Genomic DNA, 13,884 nt, shown 5'->3' on the forward strand with positions numbered 1-13,884 from the left:
ATCGGAGGCTCTCATCGGTCCGCACCTCCCGAGACGGGGGCCGCCGCGGCGTCCTCCCGCGCGTCGAGCGGGAGCGGGCCGGCCGTGGCGCTGCCGCGGATGAACCAGGACAGGAATAGCGCCACGGCGACGGCGAAGTAGATGACGTCGGCGGGGATCCACATGATCAGTCCGGCCAGTTGCTGGTCGGTCAGCGCGTCGGCGCCCGCGTGCCCGGTCGCGTGCGCGGGGTAGAGGGGCTCGGGAGCGAACGTGAGGATGGCGCCGAGCGCTGCCATCGGCAGCATCGCCGTGGCGAGGTACAGCGCACCGAGCGGTGGGCTCAATCGCCGTCGGGACGGGGTGAGGGCGTGCCACCAGAACAGCCACGCGGTGCCGAGGAACAAGGCGTGCTCGGTGGCGTGCAGCACCGCCGAGTGCAGGGCGGCGTCGTAGGCGGCCGGCAGGTGCCATGCCCACAGTGCCCCGACGTGCACGCTCCACGCCACGGCGGGCAGCAGCAGGACGTCGCGCACCGCGGTCGGCGCGGGGCGGTGCAGCCAGCGGGCCGGTCCGGTGCGAAGCCCCCGCGGCAGGCCGATCCACACCGCCCGACCGGGGGCCAGCGCGAGCAGCGGCGCCGCGATCACGATCAGCGTCATGTGCTGGAGCATGTGCGTGAAGAGCTGGTCGTCGGTGAACCGCTCGACCGGCGGGGCGACTGCGGCGGCGGTGACGGCGATTCCGGCCCAGCCGGCCAGCAGCCGCCACCGCTGTGCGCGCCACGCCCGCCGGTGGCGGCGCATCACCCAGGTGCCGCGTGCGTAGCAGGCGACGGCGAGCAGCGCGAGGAGCGTCCCCGGCACGAGCAACAGTTGCTCGGCCGGGTGCGCGGGCACGTCGTGGGCGAGGACCGTCATGTGGCGCACGGCTCCAGGACCAGCAGCGCGGCGCCGCCGAACACGATGGTCGCGACCGCGAGCAGGCTCAGCGCCAGACCGACCCCGGCCAGGAACCCCGCGCGCTGCAGGCGCCGGTCGTCGGTGTCCGACTGGGCGATCCGCCGGCGCAGGCGCCAGGAGGTCCACGTGGCGGCGAGCGCGACCAGCAGCGGCACGACGGTGGCTACCAGGACGAGGCCGCGCAGCGGCAGCCCCAGCACCGTGTCGCGCCCGCTCGCGCAGGCGAGCTCGACCACGCCCCAGGCGACGAACAGGTGCAACGCCCACGCGACCGAGGCGCCGAGCACCGCGAACCACATCAGCCACGGCCCGACCCGCCGCGCGGCCGGCGGCAGGTGCCCGTTCTCCGCGACCGGGTTCACAGGTGCGGGCTGAGGTAGAGGGCGGACAGGATCGCGATCCACACGCCGTCGACGAAGTGCCAGTAGAAGGCGACGAGCTTGACCCGCTCGTTGCGCCGCGCGTCGTAGCGACCGCGGGCCATGCCGGCCAGTACGAACACCATCATCAGCAGGCCGACGGCTACGTGGAAGCCGTGGAAGCCGGTGATCCCGTAGAACAGCGACCCGTAGGCGTTGGTCGTCCAGGTGAACATGTGCAGCTTCTCGGAGTACTCCACCGCCTGGAGCACCAGGAACGCCGCGCCGAGCAGCAGGCTCATGGTGACCCCGGTCGCGGTCCGACCGATCCGGCCCTTGCGGACCTGCCGGTCGGCCCAGACCATCGGGGCGCTGCTGGAGAGCAGCAGTGCGGTCATGATCAGGGGTTTGGTGAGCTTGGGGTCCTCGATCCCCTCGGGCGGCCAGGGACCGCCGCCGGAGAAGCGCACGTAGAAGTAGCTGGCGAGCAGCACGGCGAAGAACGCCGCCTCGGTCGTGATGAACATGACCATGCCCCACCAGGCCGTGGTCCGGCCGGCGGGCTGTTCGATCGCGACCGCGGCGGGCCGATCGGCCTTTCGCACACCGCGCACGTCAAGGCTCACTGGCGCTTCTCCTGTTCGGGCGGGGGCCACAGCCACCACACCAGCCCACCCGCGAGGACCAGCGCGGCGATCACGGACACGACGTACCCTCCGAGCAGCAGGCCGAGCACCCCGACCAGCAGCGCCGCGGCGACGACGAACGGCACGAGGCTGTCGCCGGGCATCTCGACGGGGTGCTCGGGCTCGCCGTCGAGCTCGCTGCTGCGCAGCACCTGGTGCCCGTCGGCGAGCACGCGGGTCTCGTCGTCGCGGTGGTGTTCGAGCGTCGCCAGGCTCTGCTCGTCCCACATGGGGTGCAGGGTCGCCACGGTGGGCAGCACCGGGAAGTTGTAGTGCTCGGGGGGAGAGGCGGTCGCCCACTCCAGGCTGTCGCCGCCCCAGGGGTCGTCGGGGGCGCGGGCGCCGCGGCGCAGGCTGTGCGCGAAGGCGACGACGGTGAGCAGCAGCCCGACGGTGAGTACGTACGCGCCGACGGTCGACAGCAGGTTCCAGACCGTCCACCCCGCGTCAGCCGGATAGGTGTAGATCCGGCGCGGCATGCCGAGCAGGCCCGACAGGTGCATCGGGAAGAACGTGAGGTTGAACCCGATGAAGATGATCCAGAAGCTCCAGACGCCGAGCCGTGCGCTCGTCATCCGGCCGGTGAACTTGGGCCACCAGTAGTAGAGCCCGGCCAGCACCGGGAAGACCGCGCCGCCGAAGAGCACGTAGTGGAAGTGAGCGACCACGAAGTAGGTGTCGGTCGTCTGCTGGTCGAAGGCCACGAGGGCGAACATCACGCCGGTGACGCCGCCGAGGACGAACGAGACGAGGAACCCGAGCGCGAACAGCATCGGTGCCGCCAGAACCAGCCGGCCCCACAGCATCGTCGCGAGCCAGGAGAACACCTGGATGCCCGCCGGGATCGTGATGACGATGCTCGCCGCCGAGAAGAACGCCAGCGACAGCTGCGGCAGCCCCACGGCGAACATGTGGTGCACCCAGACGCCGAAGCTGAGGATCGCCGTGGCCACGGTGGCGATGACGATGAGCGGGTACGCCGCGATCGGCCGCCGGGAGAACGTCGGGATCACTGCGGAGATGATGCCGAGCGCGGGCAGCACGATGATGTAGACGTCGGGGTGTCCGAAGATCCAGAACAGGTGCTGCCACAGGATGACGTCCCCGCCGGTCTCGGGGCGGAAGAAGCTGGTGCCGAACCGCCGGTCGAGGAACAGCATCACATTGGCGAGGTTCAGCGGCGGCAGCGCGAAGATGACCATGAAGGAGGTGGCGACGAGCGCCCACACGAAGACCGGGACCCGGTTCATCGACATGCCGGGCGCCCGCAGCTTGAACGCCGTCACGATGAAGTTGATCGCACCCGCCGTGGTGGAGATGCCGAGGAAGAGCAGCCCGAGGCTGTAGACGTCGAGGTTGAGCCCGGGCGAGTAGCGGTCGCTCGCGAGCGGCACGTAGGAGAACCAGCCGGCGTTCGGCGCCGCCCCGAACAGCAGGCTGCTGAACATGAGCAGCCCCGCGGCCGCGAAGACCCAGTAGCCGAACGCGTTCAGCCTCGGGAAGGCCATGTCCCGCGTCCCGAGCATCAGCGGGAAGAGGAAGTTGCCGAACCCGAAGAGCATCGGGGTGGCGAACAGGAAGATCATCGCTGTGCCGTGCAGCGAGAACAGCTGGTTGTACTGGTCGGGGTTCACCACGTCGTTGTCCGGCGTCGCCAGCTGGGTGCGCAGGACCAGCGCGTCGAGCCCGGCCAGCGTGAAGTACACGGCCGCGGTGACCATGTAGCGGCGGCCGATCCTCTTGTGGTCGACGGTCGAGAGCCAGCCGCGCAGGCCGGGCTCCTCGCTCCAGATCGGGTGCAGCCGGGGGCCGGCCGCCTCCTCGGCGGCGAGGCGTTCGGGAACGGTCATTCCAGCCCCTGCAGGTAGGCGACGACCGCCCGCAGGTCCTCGGGGGACAGCGGCTGCGGGGGCATGAGGTTGCCGGGCTTGACCGTCTGGGAGTTGCTGACCCAGCCCGCCAAGTGGCCAACGTCGTTCGGGATCGCCCCGGCCGCCAGCCGCTCCCGGCTCCCGACGTGGGTCAGATCGGGCCCCACGTCGCCGTCCGCGCCGGTTCCGGCGACGGTATGGCAGGTGGCGCACGCGGTGGTCTCGAGGACCGTGCGGCCGCGTGCGGCGAGCTCGGTGGCCGGCTCCTGCGCCGGCCGGCTCTGCTTCGCCAGCCACGCGTCGAACCGCTCCCGCGGCTCGGCGACCACCTGGAAGGCCATGTGCGAGTGCTGCAGCCCGCAGTACTCGGCGCACTGGCCGCGGTAGGTGCCGGGCTCGTCCGCGAGGAACCAGGTCTCGTTGACCCGCTCGGGCAGGAGATCCATCTTGGGCATCAGCTCCGGAACCCAGAAGCTGTGGATGACGTCGTCCGTGGTCAAGCGCAGCGCGACCGGCTCCCCGACCGGGATGTGGATCTCGTTGGCCGTGGTGAAGCCCGCGTCGGGGTAGCGCACCTCCCACCACCACATGTGGCCCACGACCTCCACCGTGAACTCCGGCGGGCGTGGCGGTTCGGCGAGCGCGCGCATGTCCGACAGGCCGACGGCGTAGACGAAGGTGAGCACGACCGCCGGCACGGCGACGCCGAGGACGAGGACGAAGCTGCGCCCGCCGGCCGGCCGGACGCGCGTCCGCGGCCCTCGACGGCGCAGGACCGCCCAGCCCACCATCGCCACGACCACGGCCGACACGGCGACCGCGATCCAGAACAGCAGCCACCACAGGCCGGCCACCCGCTCGGCGGCCGGCCCGGCCGGCGTGAGGGTGGACTGGAACGAGCGGGCACACCCCGCGGTCGCGCCGAGCCCGGTGGCGATCAGGAGACCGGTGAGGAGGCGCCGGTGCGAGCAGGACGGCCGGAACCGCTCGGAGCTGTCCCGGACCATCGTGGTGACCCTCCCCTCGCGCCGGCCGTTGCCGCTCCTGTAGCCGCCGCCCGGAGCCGCCAACCGCGATCGAACATCACGATGGGGCAACGTGCGCTCACCCGCAGGGCGGGACGTCCCCCTCCCGGGTCGCCGGAGATCGCCGCGGGCCCCATCATCTGCCCGGTGGAGGACAGCGACTCGCCGGTGCTCGAGCTCGCCGGCGCGGGCCGCCGGTTCGGTTCCCGGCTCGTGCTGCACCCGGTCAGCCTCCGGGTGGCCCGGGGCACGGTGTGCCTGGTGCACGGCGCGAACGGCAGCGGCAAGACCACGCTCCTGCGCGTCGCGGCCGGCCTGCTGTCCCCTTCGGTGGGGAGCCGGTACGCCCGCGAGCGGGCGGTGTACCTGCGCCCCGGCAGCGGGGCCCGCGCCCGACAGCGGGTGGCCGACGCCGTGCGCGCGGCGGCCGTGCTCGCCACGGGAGAGGCGGCAGGCGTCGCGTCGGCGCTGGCCCGGGCCGGGCTGGCCGATCTCGCGGACCGGCGCGTCGGCGCGCTGTCGGCCGGTCAGCGCGCCCGGCTGCTCGTCGCGCTGGCAGTGGTCACCCAGCCGGGCATCGCCTGCCTGGACGAGCCGACCGCCCACCTCGACGACGCAGGTGCGGCGGCCGTGTGGACGGCGGTCCGCGACCTGGCCGACGCCGGGTGCGCGGTCCTCGTCGCGACCCCGAACCGCATCGAGCTCACCCCGGAGCCCGACGCCCGGCTGCGGATCGCCGGCGGGACCGTCGGGGTGGACCGGTGACCCGGCCCACGCTGCGCCCCCGGACCGCTCGGACCGAGCCCGGGCTGCTCGCCCAGGCGGTGCACATCCTGCGCCGCGACCTGGCCGTCGAGGCTGCCACCCGGGACGCGGCGGCGAGCGTGCCCTCGTTCGTACTCGTCGCCGTGGTGCTGGCCGGGCTCGGCTTCGGGCCGCAGCGCGCGGTGCTGGCGGCCGTCGCCCCTGGTCTCGTGTGGCTGCTCGTGCTCACCGCGGCGGTGCCGCTCGCCCGCGGCGTCACCGCCGCGGAGCTCGACGACGACGCGTGGGACCTGCTGCGCGCGGTGACCCGGCCGGCGGCCCTGTTCCTCGGCAAGACCGCGTCGCTGTGGATCCAGGCGGCGCTCACGTGGACGTTCGGCGCGCTGCTGGTGACGGTGCTGATGGACGCGCGCCTGCCGCCGGCCGCGCTCGCCGCCGCGGCGCTGGGCACGCTCGGGGTGGCAGCCGACATCGTGTTGTTCGGCGTCGTGCTCGGCAGGCTCCGCCGGCCGGCGCTGCTCTCGACGCTCGTGCTCACCGCCGGCCTCCCGGCGTTGCTGGCGGGCACCCAGACCGCGGTGACCGAAGACCCCTGGCCCTGGCTGCTGCTCCTGGTCGTCTACGACGTGGTCACGGTGACGACGGCGTGGGCGACGTTCCCCGTCCTGCTCGATGAGTAGCGTGCGCCGTCGCCGGGTAGAGGCCCACATCGCACCGCCCTGCACCCACCACCTCATCGGAGGCTCCATGCCGCAGCCGACGACGGACACGCCCTCAGGGCGTCGGCTGCGCCTGCTGGCCGCCGCCGCGGTGCTCGCCGCTGCCGCGGCGCTGACGCTCGGCCTCGTGGTCGCGCCGCCCGATGCGGTGCAAGGGCAGCCGCAGCGGCTGATGTACGTGCACGTCCCGGCGGCGTGGACCGCCTTCGCGTCCTTCACCGTGGTCCTGGTGGCCAGCGTCGCCTACCTGCTGCGGCGACGCCCGGTCTGGGACGCCGCGGCACAGGCGGCCGCCGAGCTGGGCACCGGGATGACGGCGCTGGCGATCGCGCTCGGCAGCATCTGGGGCCGGTCGGTCTGGGGTGTGTGGTGGGCGTGGGACGCCCGGCTGGTGACCACGGCCGTCCTGCTGCTGATCTACCTCGGCTACCTCGGCGTGCGGGGTCTCTCCGACGATCCCGACACCAACGCCCGGCGCGCCGCGGTGATCGGCATCGCCGGGTTCGTGCAGGTGCCCATCGTCCACTTCTCGGTGCTGTGGTGGCGCACCCTGCACCAGGAACCCACGATCCTCGCCCCGGACACGTCCCCACCGATCGACGGGCGGATGGCCGCCGCCCTCGGCGCGGGGTTCCTCGCGTTCACGCTCGCCGGAGCGTGGTTCTTCCTCCACCGGCTGGCCCAGCTGCGCATCGCGCGGGTGGAGCCCGCGGCTCCCGTGCCGGTCGGCCCGATCGTCGTCGAGAGGTCCGAATCATGACGGAATGGGCGTGGGTCTGGGCGGGCTACGCCGTCGCGGGCGGCACGTGGGCCGCGTACATCACCTGGGCGATCAAGGGATCGGGCAGGGCCGGGCGGTGACGGTCGGTGGCACCCGGCGGGCACTGACGAGCCGCTGGCGGCTGCTGGTCGTCGTGCTCGTCGCCGTCGCGGGCACCGGGGTGCTCGCGATGAGCGGGCTGCAGGGCACGACCGTCTACTACCTGACCCCGACCGAGATCCTCGGCTCCGATCCCGGCGAGCACGTGCGGCTGGGCGGGCTCGTCGAGGTCGGCACGGTGCGCGGCACCGGGGACCAGGTCGAGTTCGTCCTCACCGACGGCACGCAGGACGTGCTCGTCGCGGCGACCGTCGCCCTGCCGCGGGTCTTCACCGAGGGCGAGGGCGCGGTCGTCGAGGGGACGCTCGGCGCCGACGGCGTGTTCCACGCGGACCAGGTCATGGTGCGGCACTCGAACGAGTACCGCGCGCCCGAGGCCGGTTCCTGACGCGCGCATGACGGCCTACGTCGGCTCCTTCGCGCTCGGGTGCGGGTTCTTCGCGGCCCTCGCGGGGGCGGTGCTGTGGTGGCGGGTGGCGCGGCGTGGGCACGACGTCGGGCTCGCCCGGCAGGCGCTGCTGCTCATGCTGCTCGGCGCGGCCGCCGCGTTCGGTGCTCTGGAGTGGGCGCTGCTCACCGACGACTTCTCGGTGCGGTACGTGGCCGAGCACGGCAGCCGGGCGACGCCGGCGTTCTACACGGCGACGAGCCTGTGGTCGGCGCTGGACGGCTCGCTGCTGCTGTGGCTGCTCGTGCTGGCCGGGTACGCGCTGGCGCTGGGCCGTCGGGTGCCGCGCGGGGCCGCGGCGCTGCATGCGTGGGCGATGGTCGTGCTCTGCGGGATCGCCGTGTTCTTCTTCGGCCTGTCGCTGTTCGCGGGGCACGCCTTCGACGTCGTGGACCCGGCGCCGCTGGACGGTCCCGGCCCGAACCCGTTGCTGGCCGACCACCCGGCGATGGCCATCCACCCGCCGCTGCTCTACCTCGGGTTCGTCGGGCTCGCCGTGCCGTTCGCGTACGCGCTGGCGGCGCTGATCACCGGCGAGGCCGGTGCGGGGTGGTTGCGCGCCACCCGGAGCTGGACGCTGCTCGCCTGGTGCGGCCTCACCGCGGGGATCGTGCTCGGTGCCTGGTGGTCCTACGCTGTGCTGGGCTGGGGCGGGTACTGGGCGTGGGACCCGGTGGAGAACGCCTCGCTGCTGCCCTGGCTGGCGGCGACCGCGCTGCTGCACTCCTCCACCGTGCAGCGGCGCCGCGCCGCGCTGCCGGCCTGGAACGTCGCGCTTGCGGCAAGCGGGTTCCTGCTCGTCTGCGTCGGCACCTTCCTCACCCGGTCCGACGTGCTGGCGAGCGTGCACTCGTTCACTGCGTCCCCGATCGGCCCGCTGCTGCTGGGATTCCTCGTCGTGCTGCTCGCCGTCACCGCCGTGCTGCTGGTGTGGCGGGCCGACCGGCTGGGTGCGCCCCGGCCGGTGGGGTCGCCGGTCTCCCGGGGATCGGCGCTGCTGGTCAACAACCTGCTGCTGCTCAGCCTCACCGGCACGGTCCTGATCGGTACGTTGTTCCCGCTGGTCGCCGAGCTCGTCTCGGGAGCGGAGCTGTCGGTGGGGCCGCCGTACTTCGACCGGATGGCCGTGCCGATCGCGCTGGCGCTCCTGGTGCTGATGGCCGTCGGGCCGCTCCTGCGCTGGACGGGCGACAGCCTCGTGGCGGCCGCGCGCCGGGCCGCACCCGCCTTCGCCGTCGGCGGGGTCGTGGTGGGGGTGCTGGGCATCGCCGGGGTCGAGGGCGTGTCGGCCCTGCTCACCTTCGGGCTCGCGGCCGTCGTGGCGACCACGGTGGTCGGGGAGTGGATCGGCGTGCGCAGCGCCCGCGACCTCGTCCGGGGGCGTCGCCGCCACGGCGCGCTCGTGGCTCACCTCGGGGTGGCCGTCCTCGCGGTCGGGGTCGCCGCGTCCTCCTCCTACACGACCGCGACCGAGCACCGGCTCGCACCGGGCGAGGAGGTCGTCGTCCAGGGCGTACCCGTGCAGCTCGCCGACCTCGAACGCACCCGCGGCTCGGGCGCGATGACGACCGCCGCTCACCTGAGGATCGACGGCGGCGCGGACGGGTTCACCTCCCGGCTGAGCTACTACCCGGCGCACGGCATGACGGTCAGCAACCCCGCGATCCGCAGCGGCCCGACCCAGGACGTCTACGTCACGCTGCTCGAGGTGGACGAGCCGGCCACCTCCGCCCTGCTGCGGATCGCGGTCAACCCCCTGGTGACCTGGATCTGGGCCGGGGGAGCGCTGATGGTGCTCGGCGCGGTGATCGCCGGCTGGCCCGTCCGGCGAAGGCCGCGGGCGGGAGGCGCCGTTCCCGAACGGCAGAGCGAGTCGGTGGCCCCGTGACCGGCCGGCGGGTCTGGTGGTCGGTCCTCGCGCTCGTCGTCGTGGGGATCGTGGTCCTCCCGTTGCTCGGCGGGCTGGGCGGCGCGTCCGGCCAACCGGTGCGCTCGGCGCTCGTCGGCCGGGCGGCGCCGGCGCTGGCCGGGCCCACCCTGGACGGCGGGTCGTTCGACCTCGGCGCGCTGCGCGGGCAGGTCGTGCTCGTCAACGTGTGGGCCTCGTGGTGCGGGCCGTGCCGCGACGAGCTTCCCCTGATCGCGAAGACAGAGCAGCGGCTCGCGCCCGCCGGGCTGCGGGTGGTCACGATCGACACCCGCGACGGCCCGGTCGCCGCGCGGTCGCTGCTCGCCGAGACCGGCGCCACCGGTCTCACCACCGTCCTGGACCCGGACGGCAGGCTGGCCGTGTCCTGGGGCGCCCACGGGGTTCCCGAGACGTTCCTGCTCGACCCCAGCGGCACGATCCAGGCCTTCCACCCCGGGCCGATCAACCAGGAGTGGGTGCGCAGTCACGTGGATCCACTCGTGGACGCGTCGTGACCCGGCGCGTGCTGGCCGTCGTCGGCGTCGTCGCGGTGCTCGTGCTGGCGGGTGTCGGGCTGTGGCGGGCCGGGCAGGACCGGCCCGAGACCCTCGAGCAGCGCACCGAGGCGATCGCCGCGGAGCTGGGGTGCCCGACATGCGAGGCGCAGTCGGTGGCGATGTCGCGCAGCGAGATCGCCACGGCGATGCGCGCCGAGATCAGCGGCCAGCTGAACGAAGGCCGCACACCGGAACAGATCCGCGCCTGGTTCGCCGACCGGTACGGGCCGGCCGTCCTGCTCGATCCGCCTGCGGCCGGCGTGGGCCTGGTCGTGTGGGTCGTTCCCGCGGTGCTGCTCGGCGCCGGGCTCGCGCTCACCGCCGTCGTCGTCCGACGACGCGCCCCGGCGCAGGCCGCTGTTCCACGGGTCCCCGCGCCACGCGTCCGATGGGTGGTGCCGCTGGCCGCCCTCGGTGTGGCGGCGGCCGGTGTCACGGCGTGGCTCACGGTCGACAGCCCCGCCGCTCCCGCGCCGCCGCCGGCGGTTGCCGCCGCCGTGGCCGCACCGGAGCCGGCCGCGGATCCGGAGGCGTGGCTGGCGCGCGGCGCCGCCCTCGAGGCCGAGCGGAAGTACGGACCGTCGGCCGACGCCTACCGCACGGCGGCGGACCTGCGCCCCCAGGACGTGCGGGCCCAGGTGCGGCTCGGCCTGGTCCTGCTGAAGGCGGGGGAGCCCGCGGAAGCCGAGTCCGCGGCGCGGCGGATCCTGGTCGACCGGCCCGCGCACCCGGAAGGGCTGCTCGTGCTCGGCCTGGCCCAGCGGGCCCTCGGTGCGGCGGAGGCGCCCGGCACCCTGCAGCGCTTCCTCGAGACCGCGCCGACCCACCCGGCGGCCGCCGAGGTCCGCCGCCTGCTCGCCGGCACATAGGACCCCGGTGGCCGAGAAGCGGATGCGCAGCATGCGATCAGCTGACGGTCCCGACGGATCACCGAGATCCGGTTCGGAGGAGGACCACCATGAGCTCCGACGCTCTGCGCCCCGGAGAGGACGCCCTCGCGGACGTGCACGAGGGGATGCGCGTCGTCGACAGCGCCGGAGCGGACGTGGGCACCGTGGAACTGGTGAAAGTCGGTGACCCCGAGGCCGTCACCGGGCAAGGGCAGTCCACCCCGGGCGGGCTGGTCGAGGACCTGCAGGAGGCGTTCGGCGGCGGTGAGCCGCAGGTGCCCGCCCAGTTTGCGGCCCAGCTGATGCGCGTCGGCTTCGTCAAGGTCGACGGCAAGGGGCTGCTCGACCGCGACACCTATGTCCCCGCCGACCAGGTCGCGTCGGTGACTGCCGGCGCCGTGCACCTCACCGTCCCCGGCGCGGACCTGGTCCCACGCGCGTAGAACTCCGGTCGTCCGGCTGCCCACCTCGGCATCTCCGGCGTCGAGCAGCCCGCCGACGGCCCGCAGCAGGGCCGCCTCCCGGATCCGAGGGGCCGACGGGTGCGGTGCGGACTTGCGGCCGGAACCGCGAGGTTTACGTCGTCGAAGCGGGGCCGGCCGGGTGCGTACGTCACCCGGCATCCGGGCAGGCACGACCGGCGCACGTGACGACGAGCGTCCCGGTCCACGGTTGCGGTACGGGTACCGGGGTACGGCTCGGGGGGACCGCGAACGTCGGAAGGAGCGATCGGTGAAGGCCGTGATCTGGCAAGGACCGGGCGACATCGCCATGAGCGAGGTGCCCGACCCGCAGGTGCAGGACGGGGGCGACGCGATCGTGCGCCTGACGATGAGCGCGATCTGCGGTACCGACCTGCACATGATCCGGGGGACGATGCCGGGGATGCGACCGGGAACGGTGCTCGGCCACGAGGGCGTCGGAGTCGTTGAGGAGGTCGGTGGCAGCGTGCGGGCGTTCCGGCCCGGCGACCGGGTGGTGATCCCGTCGACGATCTGCTGCGGGGCGTGCTCCTACTGCCGGGCGGGCTACACCTCGCAGTGCGATGTCGCAAACCCGAACGGTGCGCTGGCCGGGACGGCCTTCTACGGCGGTCCCGAGCCGACGGGGCCATTCGACGGTCTGCAGGCCCAGTTCGCCCGCGTGCCGCGGGCCGATGCGAACCTGGTTCCGCTGCCGGACACCGTCAGCGACGAGCAGGCAATCATCCTGTCGGACGTGTTCACCACCGGGTTCTACGGTGCGCAGTTGGCCGAAGTCGGTCCCGGTGACACGGTCGCGGTGTTCGGCTGCGGGCCGGTGGGGCAGCTGGCGATCGCCAGCGCCCGGCACCTCGGTGCGACCAGGGTGTTCGCCGTCGACGGCGTGCCCGGCCGCCTGGAGAAGGCGCGTCGCCAGCACGTGGAACCGGTCGACTTCACCTCGGAGGACCCCGTCGCCGCGATCCGCGAGCTGACCGGCGGCATCGGCGCGGACCGCGTGATCGACGCGGTCGGGGTGGACGCCTACGCCCCTCCTGGCGCCGGTGACCCGGAGCGCCGCACTGAGGAGCTCGAGGAGGTCAGTGGGGGCGGGGACACCGCGTGGAACGTCGGGGACGCCCCGTCGCAGGCATCGCAGTGGGCGGTGCAGGCGGTGGCGAAGGCCGGCACCGTGGGCATCGTCGGTGTGTATCCGCAGACGGCGGCGAGCTGGCCGATCGGGATGGCGATGAACCGCAACCTGACGGTGAAGATGGGCAACTGCCCGCATCGGGCGCTGATGCCCGAGCTGATCGACATCGTGGCCGCGGGCCAGCTCGACCCTGCGCGGGCGATCACCGAGAAGGAACCGATGACCGACGCGGTCGAGGCCTACCGGACCTTCGACGCGCACGAACCGGGCTGGGTCAAGGTCGCTGTCGAGCCGGCTACATAGCCCGCCCGGCTTGCTTGCGGAGGCGCGGATCGACGACTGGGTGGACGACGCCCGGCAGCCACTCTGACCGGACCCGTGGATCAGGGTTGGTCCGCCGCGTAGCCCCTGGCGCCCGCGACGCCCGTGGGTGGAGTGCCGCTGGACGCGCGGAGGTGCCCGCTCCGCCGACGATTCCGGGCTTCCGCCCGCGGGTATCCCGGACGGACGAACCGAGCACCCGGCCACGAGACCGACGACCGCCCGAACTGCCAGGAGGCGCCGATGCTCAGCGACCGGGACCGGCGCACGCTGCGGGAGATGGAGGAGGCGCTCGAGCGGAGCGACGAGCGCTACGCATCGACCTTCGCCCTCCGCGCCGATCGGCTGCGCGATGTCCCTCGAGGGCCCAGGTTCGTGCGCGTGGTCGTCGTTCTGGTGGTCCTGACCGTGCTTCTGCTCGTGCTCGGACTCGCGAGCATCGCGCTCGTCACCGCATCGCTGCTCGGGCTGGCAGTATTGCTGTCCGCCGTGGCGGGACAGCGGGACCGTCGCGGAGGGCCCTGGTGATTCGGGGAATGATCCGGAACGTGCTGCGGCGCGTGTTCGGCCGCGACCGGCGGCTCCCGGATCCGGCGGAGCCGCGGTCGGAGTCCGACGTCGACCGCGACGAGGGGGTGGCGAACAGCCGGGCGCACGGCGGTCGCCCGACTCGCACCGACGGGGACGCGCCGACGTCGACGGGAACGGGGCCCAACGAGCTCTTCGTGGGTCGTGCCGCCGGTCAGGACCCGGGCCATGCAGGCCGGACCGGCGCCGAGGCACGAGCCGCGGACGAGCGGGATGTCGACCGGCAACGCCGGGATTGACGCAGGGTCGATGGCCGTGCGCCCGCCCGGACGTGCCCACGGGCGCAGCTCGGGGCTGAGGTGTCGGGCGAC

Annotated in this window: 16 protein-coding genes; 11 read left to right on the forward strand and 5 right to left on the reverse strand. The window is 73.6% G+C overall.

Annotation, left to right across the window (positions count from 1 at the left end):
• Nucleotides 1-11 precede the first annotated feature (11 nt).
• Genes CFP66_RS36855 through coxB form a run of 5 tightly spaced genes read right to left on the reverse strand, consistent with a single transcriptional unit; the run spans nucleotide 12 to nucleotide 4,864 of the window.
• Nucleotides 12-899 (reverse strand): cytochrome c oxidase assembly protein, encoded by an 888-nt coding sequence (locus CFP66_RS36855; protein WP_094929988.1) that lies wholly within the window; start codon nucleotides 897-899, stop codon nucleotides 12-14.
• Nucleotides 896-1,303 (reverse strand): hypothetical protein, encoded by a 408-nt coding sequence (locus CFP66_RS36860; RefSeq protein WP_094929989.1) that lies wholly within the window; start codon nucleotides 1,301-1,303, stop codon nucleotides 896-898. The genes CFP66_RS36855 and CFP66_RS36860 overlap by 4 nt, the downstream gene beginning before the upstream one ends.
• Nucleotides 1,300-1,926, reverse strand: coding sequence for a heme-copper oxidase subunit III (locus CFP66_RS36865; protein WP_094929990.1), 627 nt, complete (start codon nucleotides 1,924-1,926; stop codon nucleotides 1,300-1,302). The genes CFP66_RS36860 and CFP66_RS36865 overlap by 4 nt, the downstream gene beginning before the upstream one ends.
• Nucleotides 1,923-3,836 (reverse strand): cytochrome c oxidase subunit I, encoded by a 1,914-nt coding sequence (gene ctaD / locus CFP66_RS36870; RefSeq protein ID WP_094929991.1) that lies wholly within the window; start codon nucleotides 3,834-3,836, stop codon nucleotides 1,923-1,925. Before ctaD ends, CFP66_RS36865 begins: the two co-directional genes overlap by 4 nt.
• Nucleotides 3,833-4,864, reverse strand: coding sequence for a cytochrome c oxidase subunit II (gene coxB, locus CFP66_RS36875; RefSeq protein WP_094929992.1), 1,032 nt, complete (start codon nucleotides 4,862-4,864; stop codon nucleotides 3,833-3,835). Before coxB ends, ctaD begins: the two co-directional genes overlap by 4 nt.
• A 165-nt stretch (nucleotides 4,865-5,029) precedes the next feature.
• Between coxB and CFP66_RS36880 the strand changes: the two genes are divergently transcribed.
• The 11 genes from CFP66_RS36880 (at nucleotide 5,030) to CFP66_RS36930 (ending at nucleotide 13,812) form a co-directional block, all read left to right on the forward strand.
• The gene (locus CFP66_RS36880) at nucleotides 5,030-5,647 is read left to right on the forward strand and encodes an ATP-binding cassette domain-containing protein (RefSeq protein ID WP_158228342.1); all 618 of its coding nucleotides are present in this window, start codon (nucleotides 5,030-5,032) and stop codon (nucleotides 5,645-5,647) included.
• Nucleotides 5,644-6,327 (forward strand): heme exporter protein CcmB, encoded by a 684-nt coding sequence (locus CFP66_RS48205; RefSeq protein WP_158228343.1) that lies wholly within the window; start codon nucleotides 5,644-5,646, stop codon nucleotides 6,325-6,327. The genes CFP66_RS36880 and CFP66_RS48205 overlap by 4 nt, the downstream gene beginning before the upstream one ends.
• Nucleotides 6,328-6,394: 67 nt before the next feature.
• On the forward strand, nucleotides 6,395-7,126 hold the full coding sequence (gene ccsA, locus CFP66_RS36890; protein ID WP_094929994.1) for a cytochrome c biogenesis protein CcsA: 732 nt from the start codon (nucleotides 6,395-6,397) through the stop codon (nucleotides 7,124-7,126).
• Nucleotides 7,127-7,223: 97 nt separating this feature from the next.
• On the forward strand, nucleotides 7,224-7,634 hold the full coding sequence (locus CFP66_RS36895; protein WP_158228344.1) for a cytochrome c maturation protein CcmE: 411 nt from the start codon (nucleotides 7,224-7,226) through the stop codon (nucleotides 7,632-7,634).
• A 7-nt stretch (nucleotides 7,635-7,641) separates the two neighbouring features.
• On the forward strand, nucleotides 7,642-9,582 hold the full coding sequence (locus tag CFP66_RS36900) for a heme lyase CcmF/NrfE family subunit (RefSeq protein WP_094929996.1): 1,941 nt from the start codon (nucleotides 7,642-7,644) through the stop codon (nucleotides 9,580-9,582).
• Entirely contained in the window at nucleotides 9,579-10,118 is a 540-nt protein-coding gene (locus CFP66_RS36905; protein WP_158228345.1) for a TlpA disulfide reductase family protein, read from the forward strand. Before CFP66_RS36900 ends, CFP66_RS36905 begins: the two co-directional genes overlap by 4 nt.
• Entirely contained in the window at nucleotides 10,115-11,029 is a 915-nt protein-coding gene (locus tag CFP66_RS36910) for a cytochrome c-type biogenesis protein CcmH (protein WP_158228346.1), read from the forward strand. The genes CFP66_RS36905 and CFP66_RS36910 overlap by 4 nt, the downstream gene beginning before the upstream one ends.
• Before the next feature lie 89 nt (nucleotides 11,030-11,118).
• On the forward strand, nucleotides 11,119-11,493 hold the full coding sequence (locus CFP66_RS36915; protein WP_094929998.1) for a hypothetical protein: 375 nt from the start codon (nucleotides 11,119-11,121) through the stop codon (nucleotides 11,491-11,493).
• A gap of 289 nt (nucleotides 11,494-11,782) precedes the next feature.
• The gene (locus CFP66_RS36920; RefSeq protein WP_094929999.1) at nucleotides 11,783-12,967 is read left to right on the forward strand and encodes an alcohol dehydrogenase catalytic domain-containing protein; all 1,185 of its coding nucleotides are present in this window, start codon (nucleotides 11,783-11,785) and stop codon (nucleotides 12,965-12,967) included.
• A 261-nt stretch (nucleotides 12,968-13,228) separates the two neighbouring features.
• Nucleotides 13,229-13,513, forward strand: a complete 285-nt coding sequence (locus tag CFP66_RS36925; protein WP_094930000.1) for a DUF3040 domain-containing protein — start codon at nucleotides 13,229-13,231, stop codon at nucleotides 13,511-13,513.
• Between the two features lie 8 nt (nucleotides 13,514-13,521).
• Nucleotides 13,522-13,812 (forward strand): hypothetical protein, encoded by a 291-nt coding sequence (locus CFP66_RS36930; protein ID WP_094930001.1) that lies wholly within the window; start codon nucleotides 13,522-13,524, stop codon nucleotides 13,810-13,812.
• Nucleotides 13,813-13,884 lie beyond the last annotated feature (72 nt).

This window comes from Pseudonocardia sp. MH-G8, assembly GCF_002262885.1.
In the GTDB taxonomy this organism is placed as follows: domain Bacteria; phylum Actinomycetota; class Actinomycetes; order Mycobacteriales; family Pseudonocardiaceae; genus Pseudonocardia.

Excerpts from the sequence above, each read along its gene's own strand:
- CFP66_RS36855 (WP_094929988.1), bottom strand. The coding sequence starts at position 899 with ATGACGGTCCTCGCCCACGACGTGCCCGCGCACCCGGCCGAGCAACTG.
- ctaD (WP_094929991.1), bottom strand. The coding sequence starts at position 3,836 with ATGACCGTTCCCGAACGCCTCGCCGCCGAGGAGGCGGCCGGCCCCCGG.
- coxB (WP_094929992.1), bottom strand. The coding sequence starts at position 4,864 with ATGGTCCGGGACAGCTCCGAGCGGTTCCGGCCGTCCTGCTCGCACCGG.
- ccsA (WP_094929994.1), top strand. The coding sequence starts at position 6,395 with ATGCCGCAGCCGACGACGGACACGCCCTCAGGGCGTCGGCTGCGCCTG.
- CFP66_RS36900 (WP_094929996.1), top strand. The coding sequence starts at position 7,642 with ATGACGGCCTACGTCGGCTCCTTCGCGCTCGGGTGCGGGTTCTTCGCG.
- CFP66_RS36915 (WP_094929998.1), top strand. The coding sequence starts at position 11,119 with ATGAGCTCCGACGCTCTGCGCCCCGGAGAGGACGCCCTCGCGGACGTG.
- CFP66_RS36925 (WP_094930000.1), top strand. The coding sequence starts at position 13,229 with ATGCTCAGCGACCGGGACCGGCGCACGCTGCGGGAGATGGAGGAGGCG.
- CFP66_RS36930 (WP_094930001.1), top strand. The coding sequence starts at position 13,522 with ATGATCCGGAACGTGCTGCGGCGCGTGTTCGGCCGCGACCGGCGGCTC.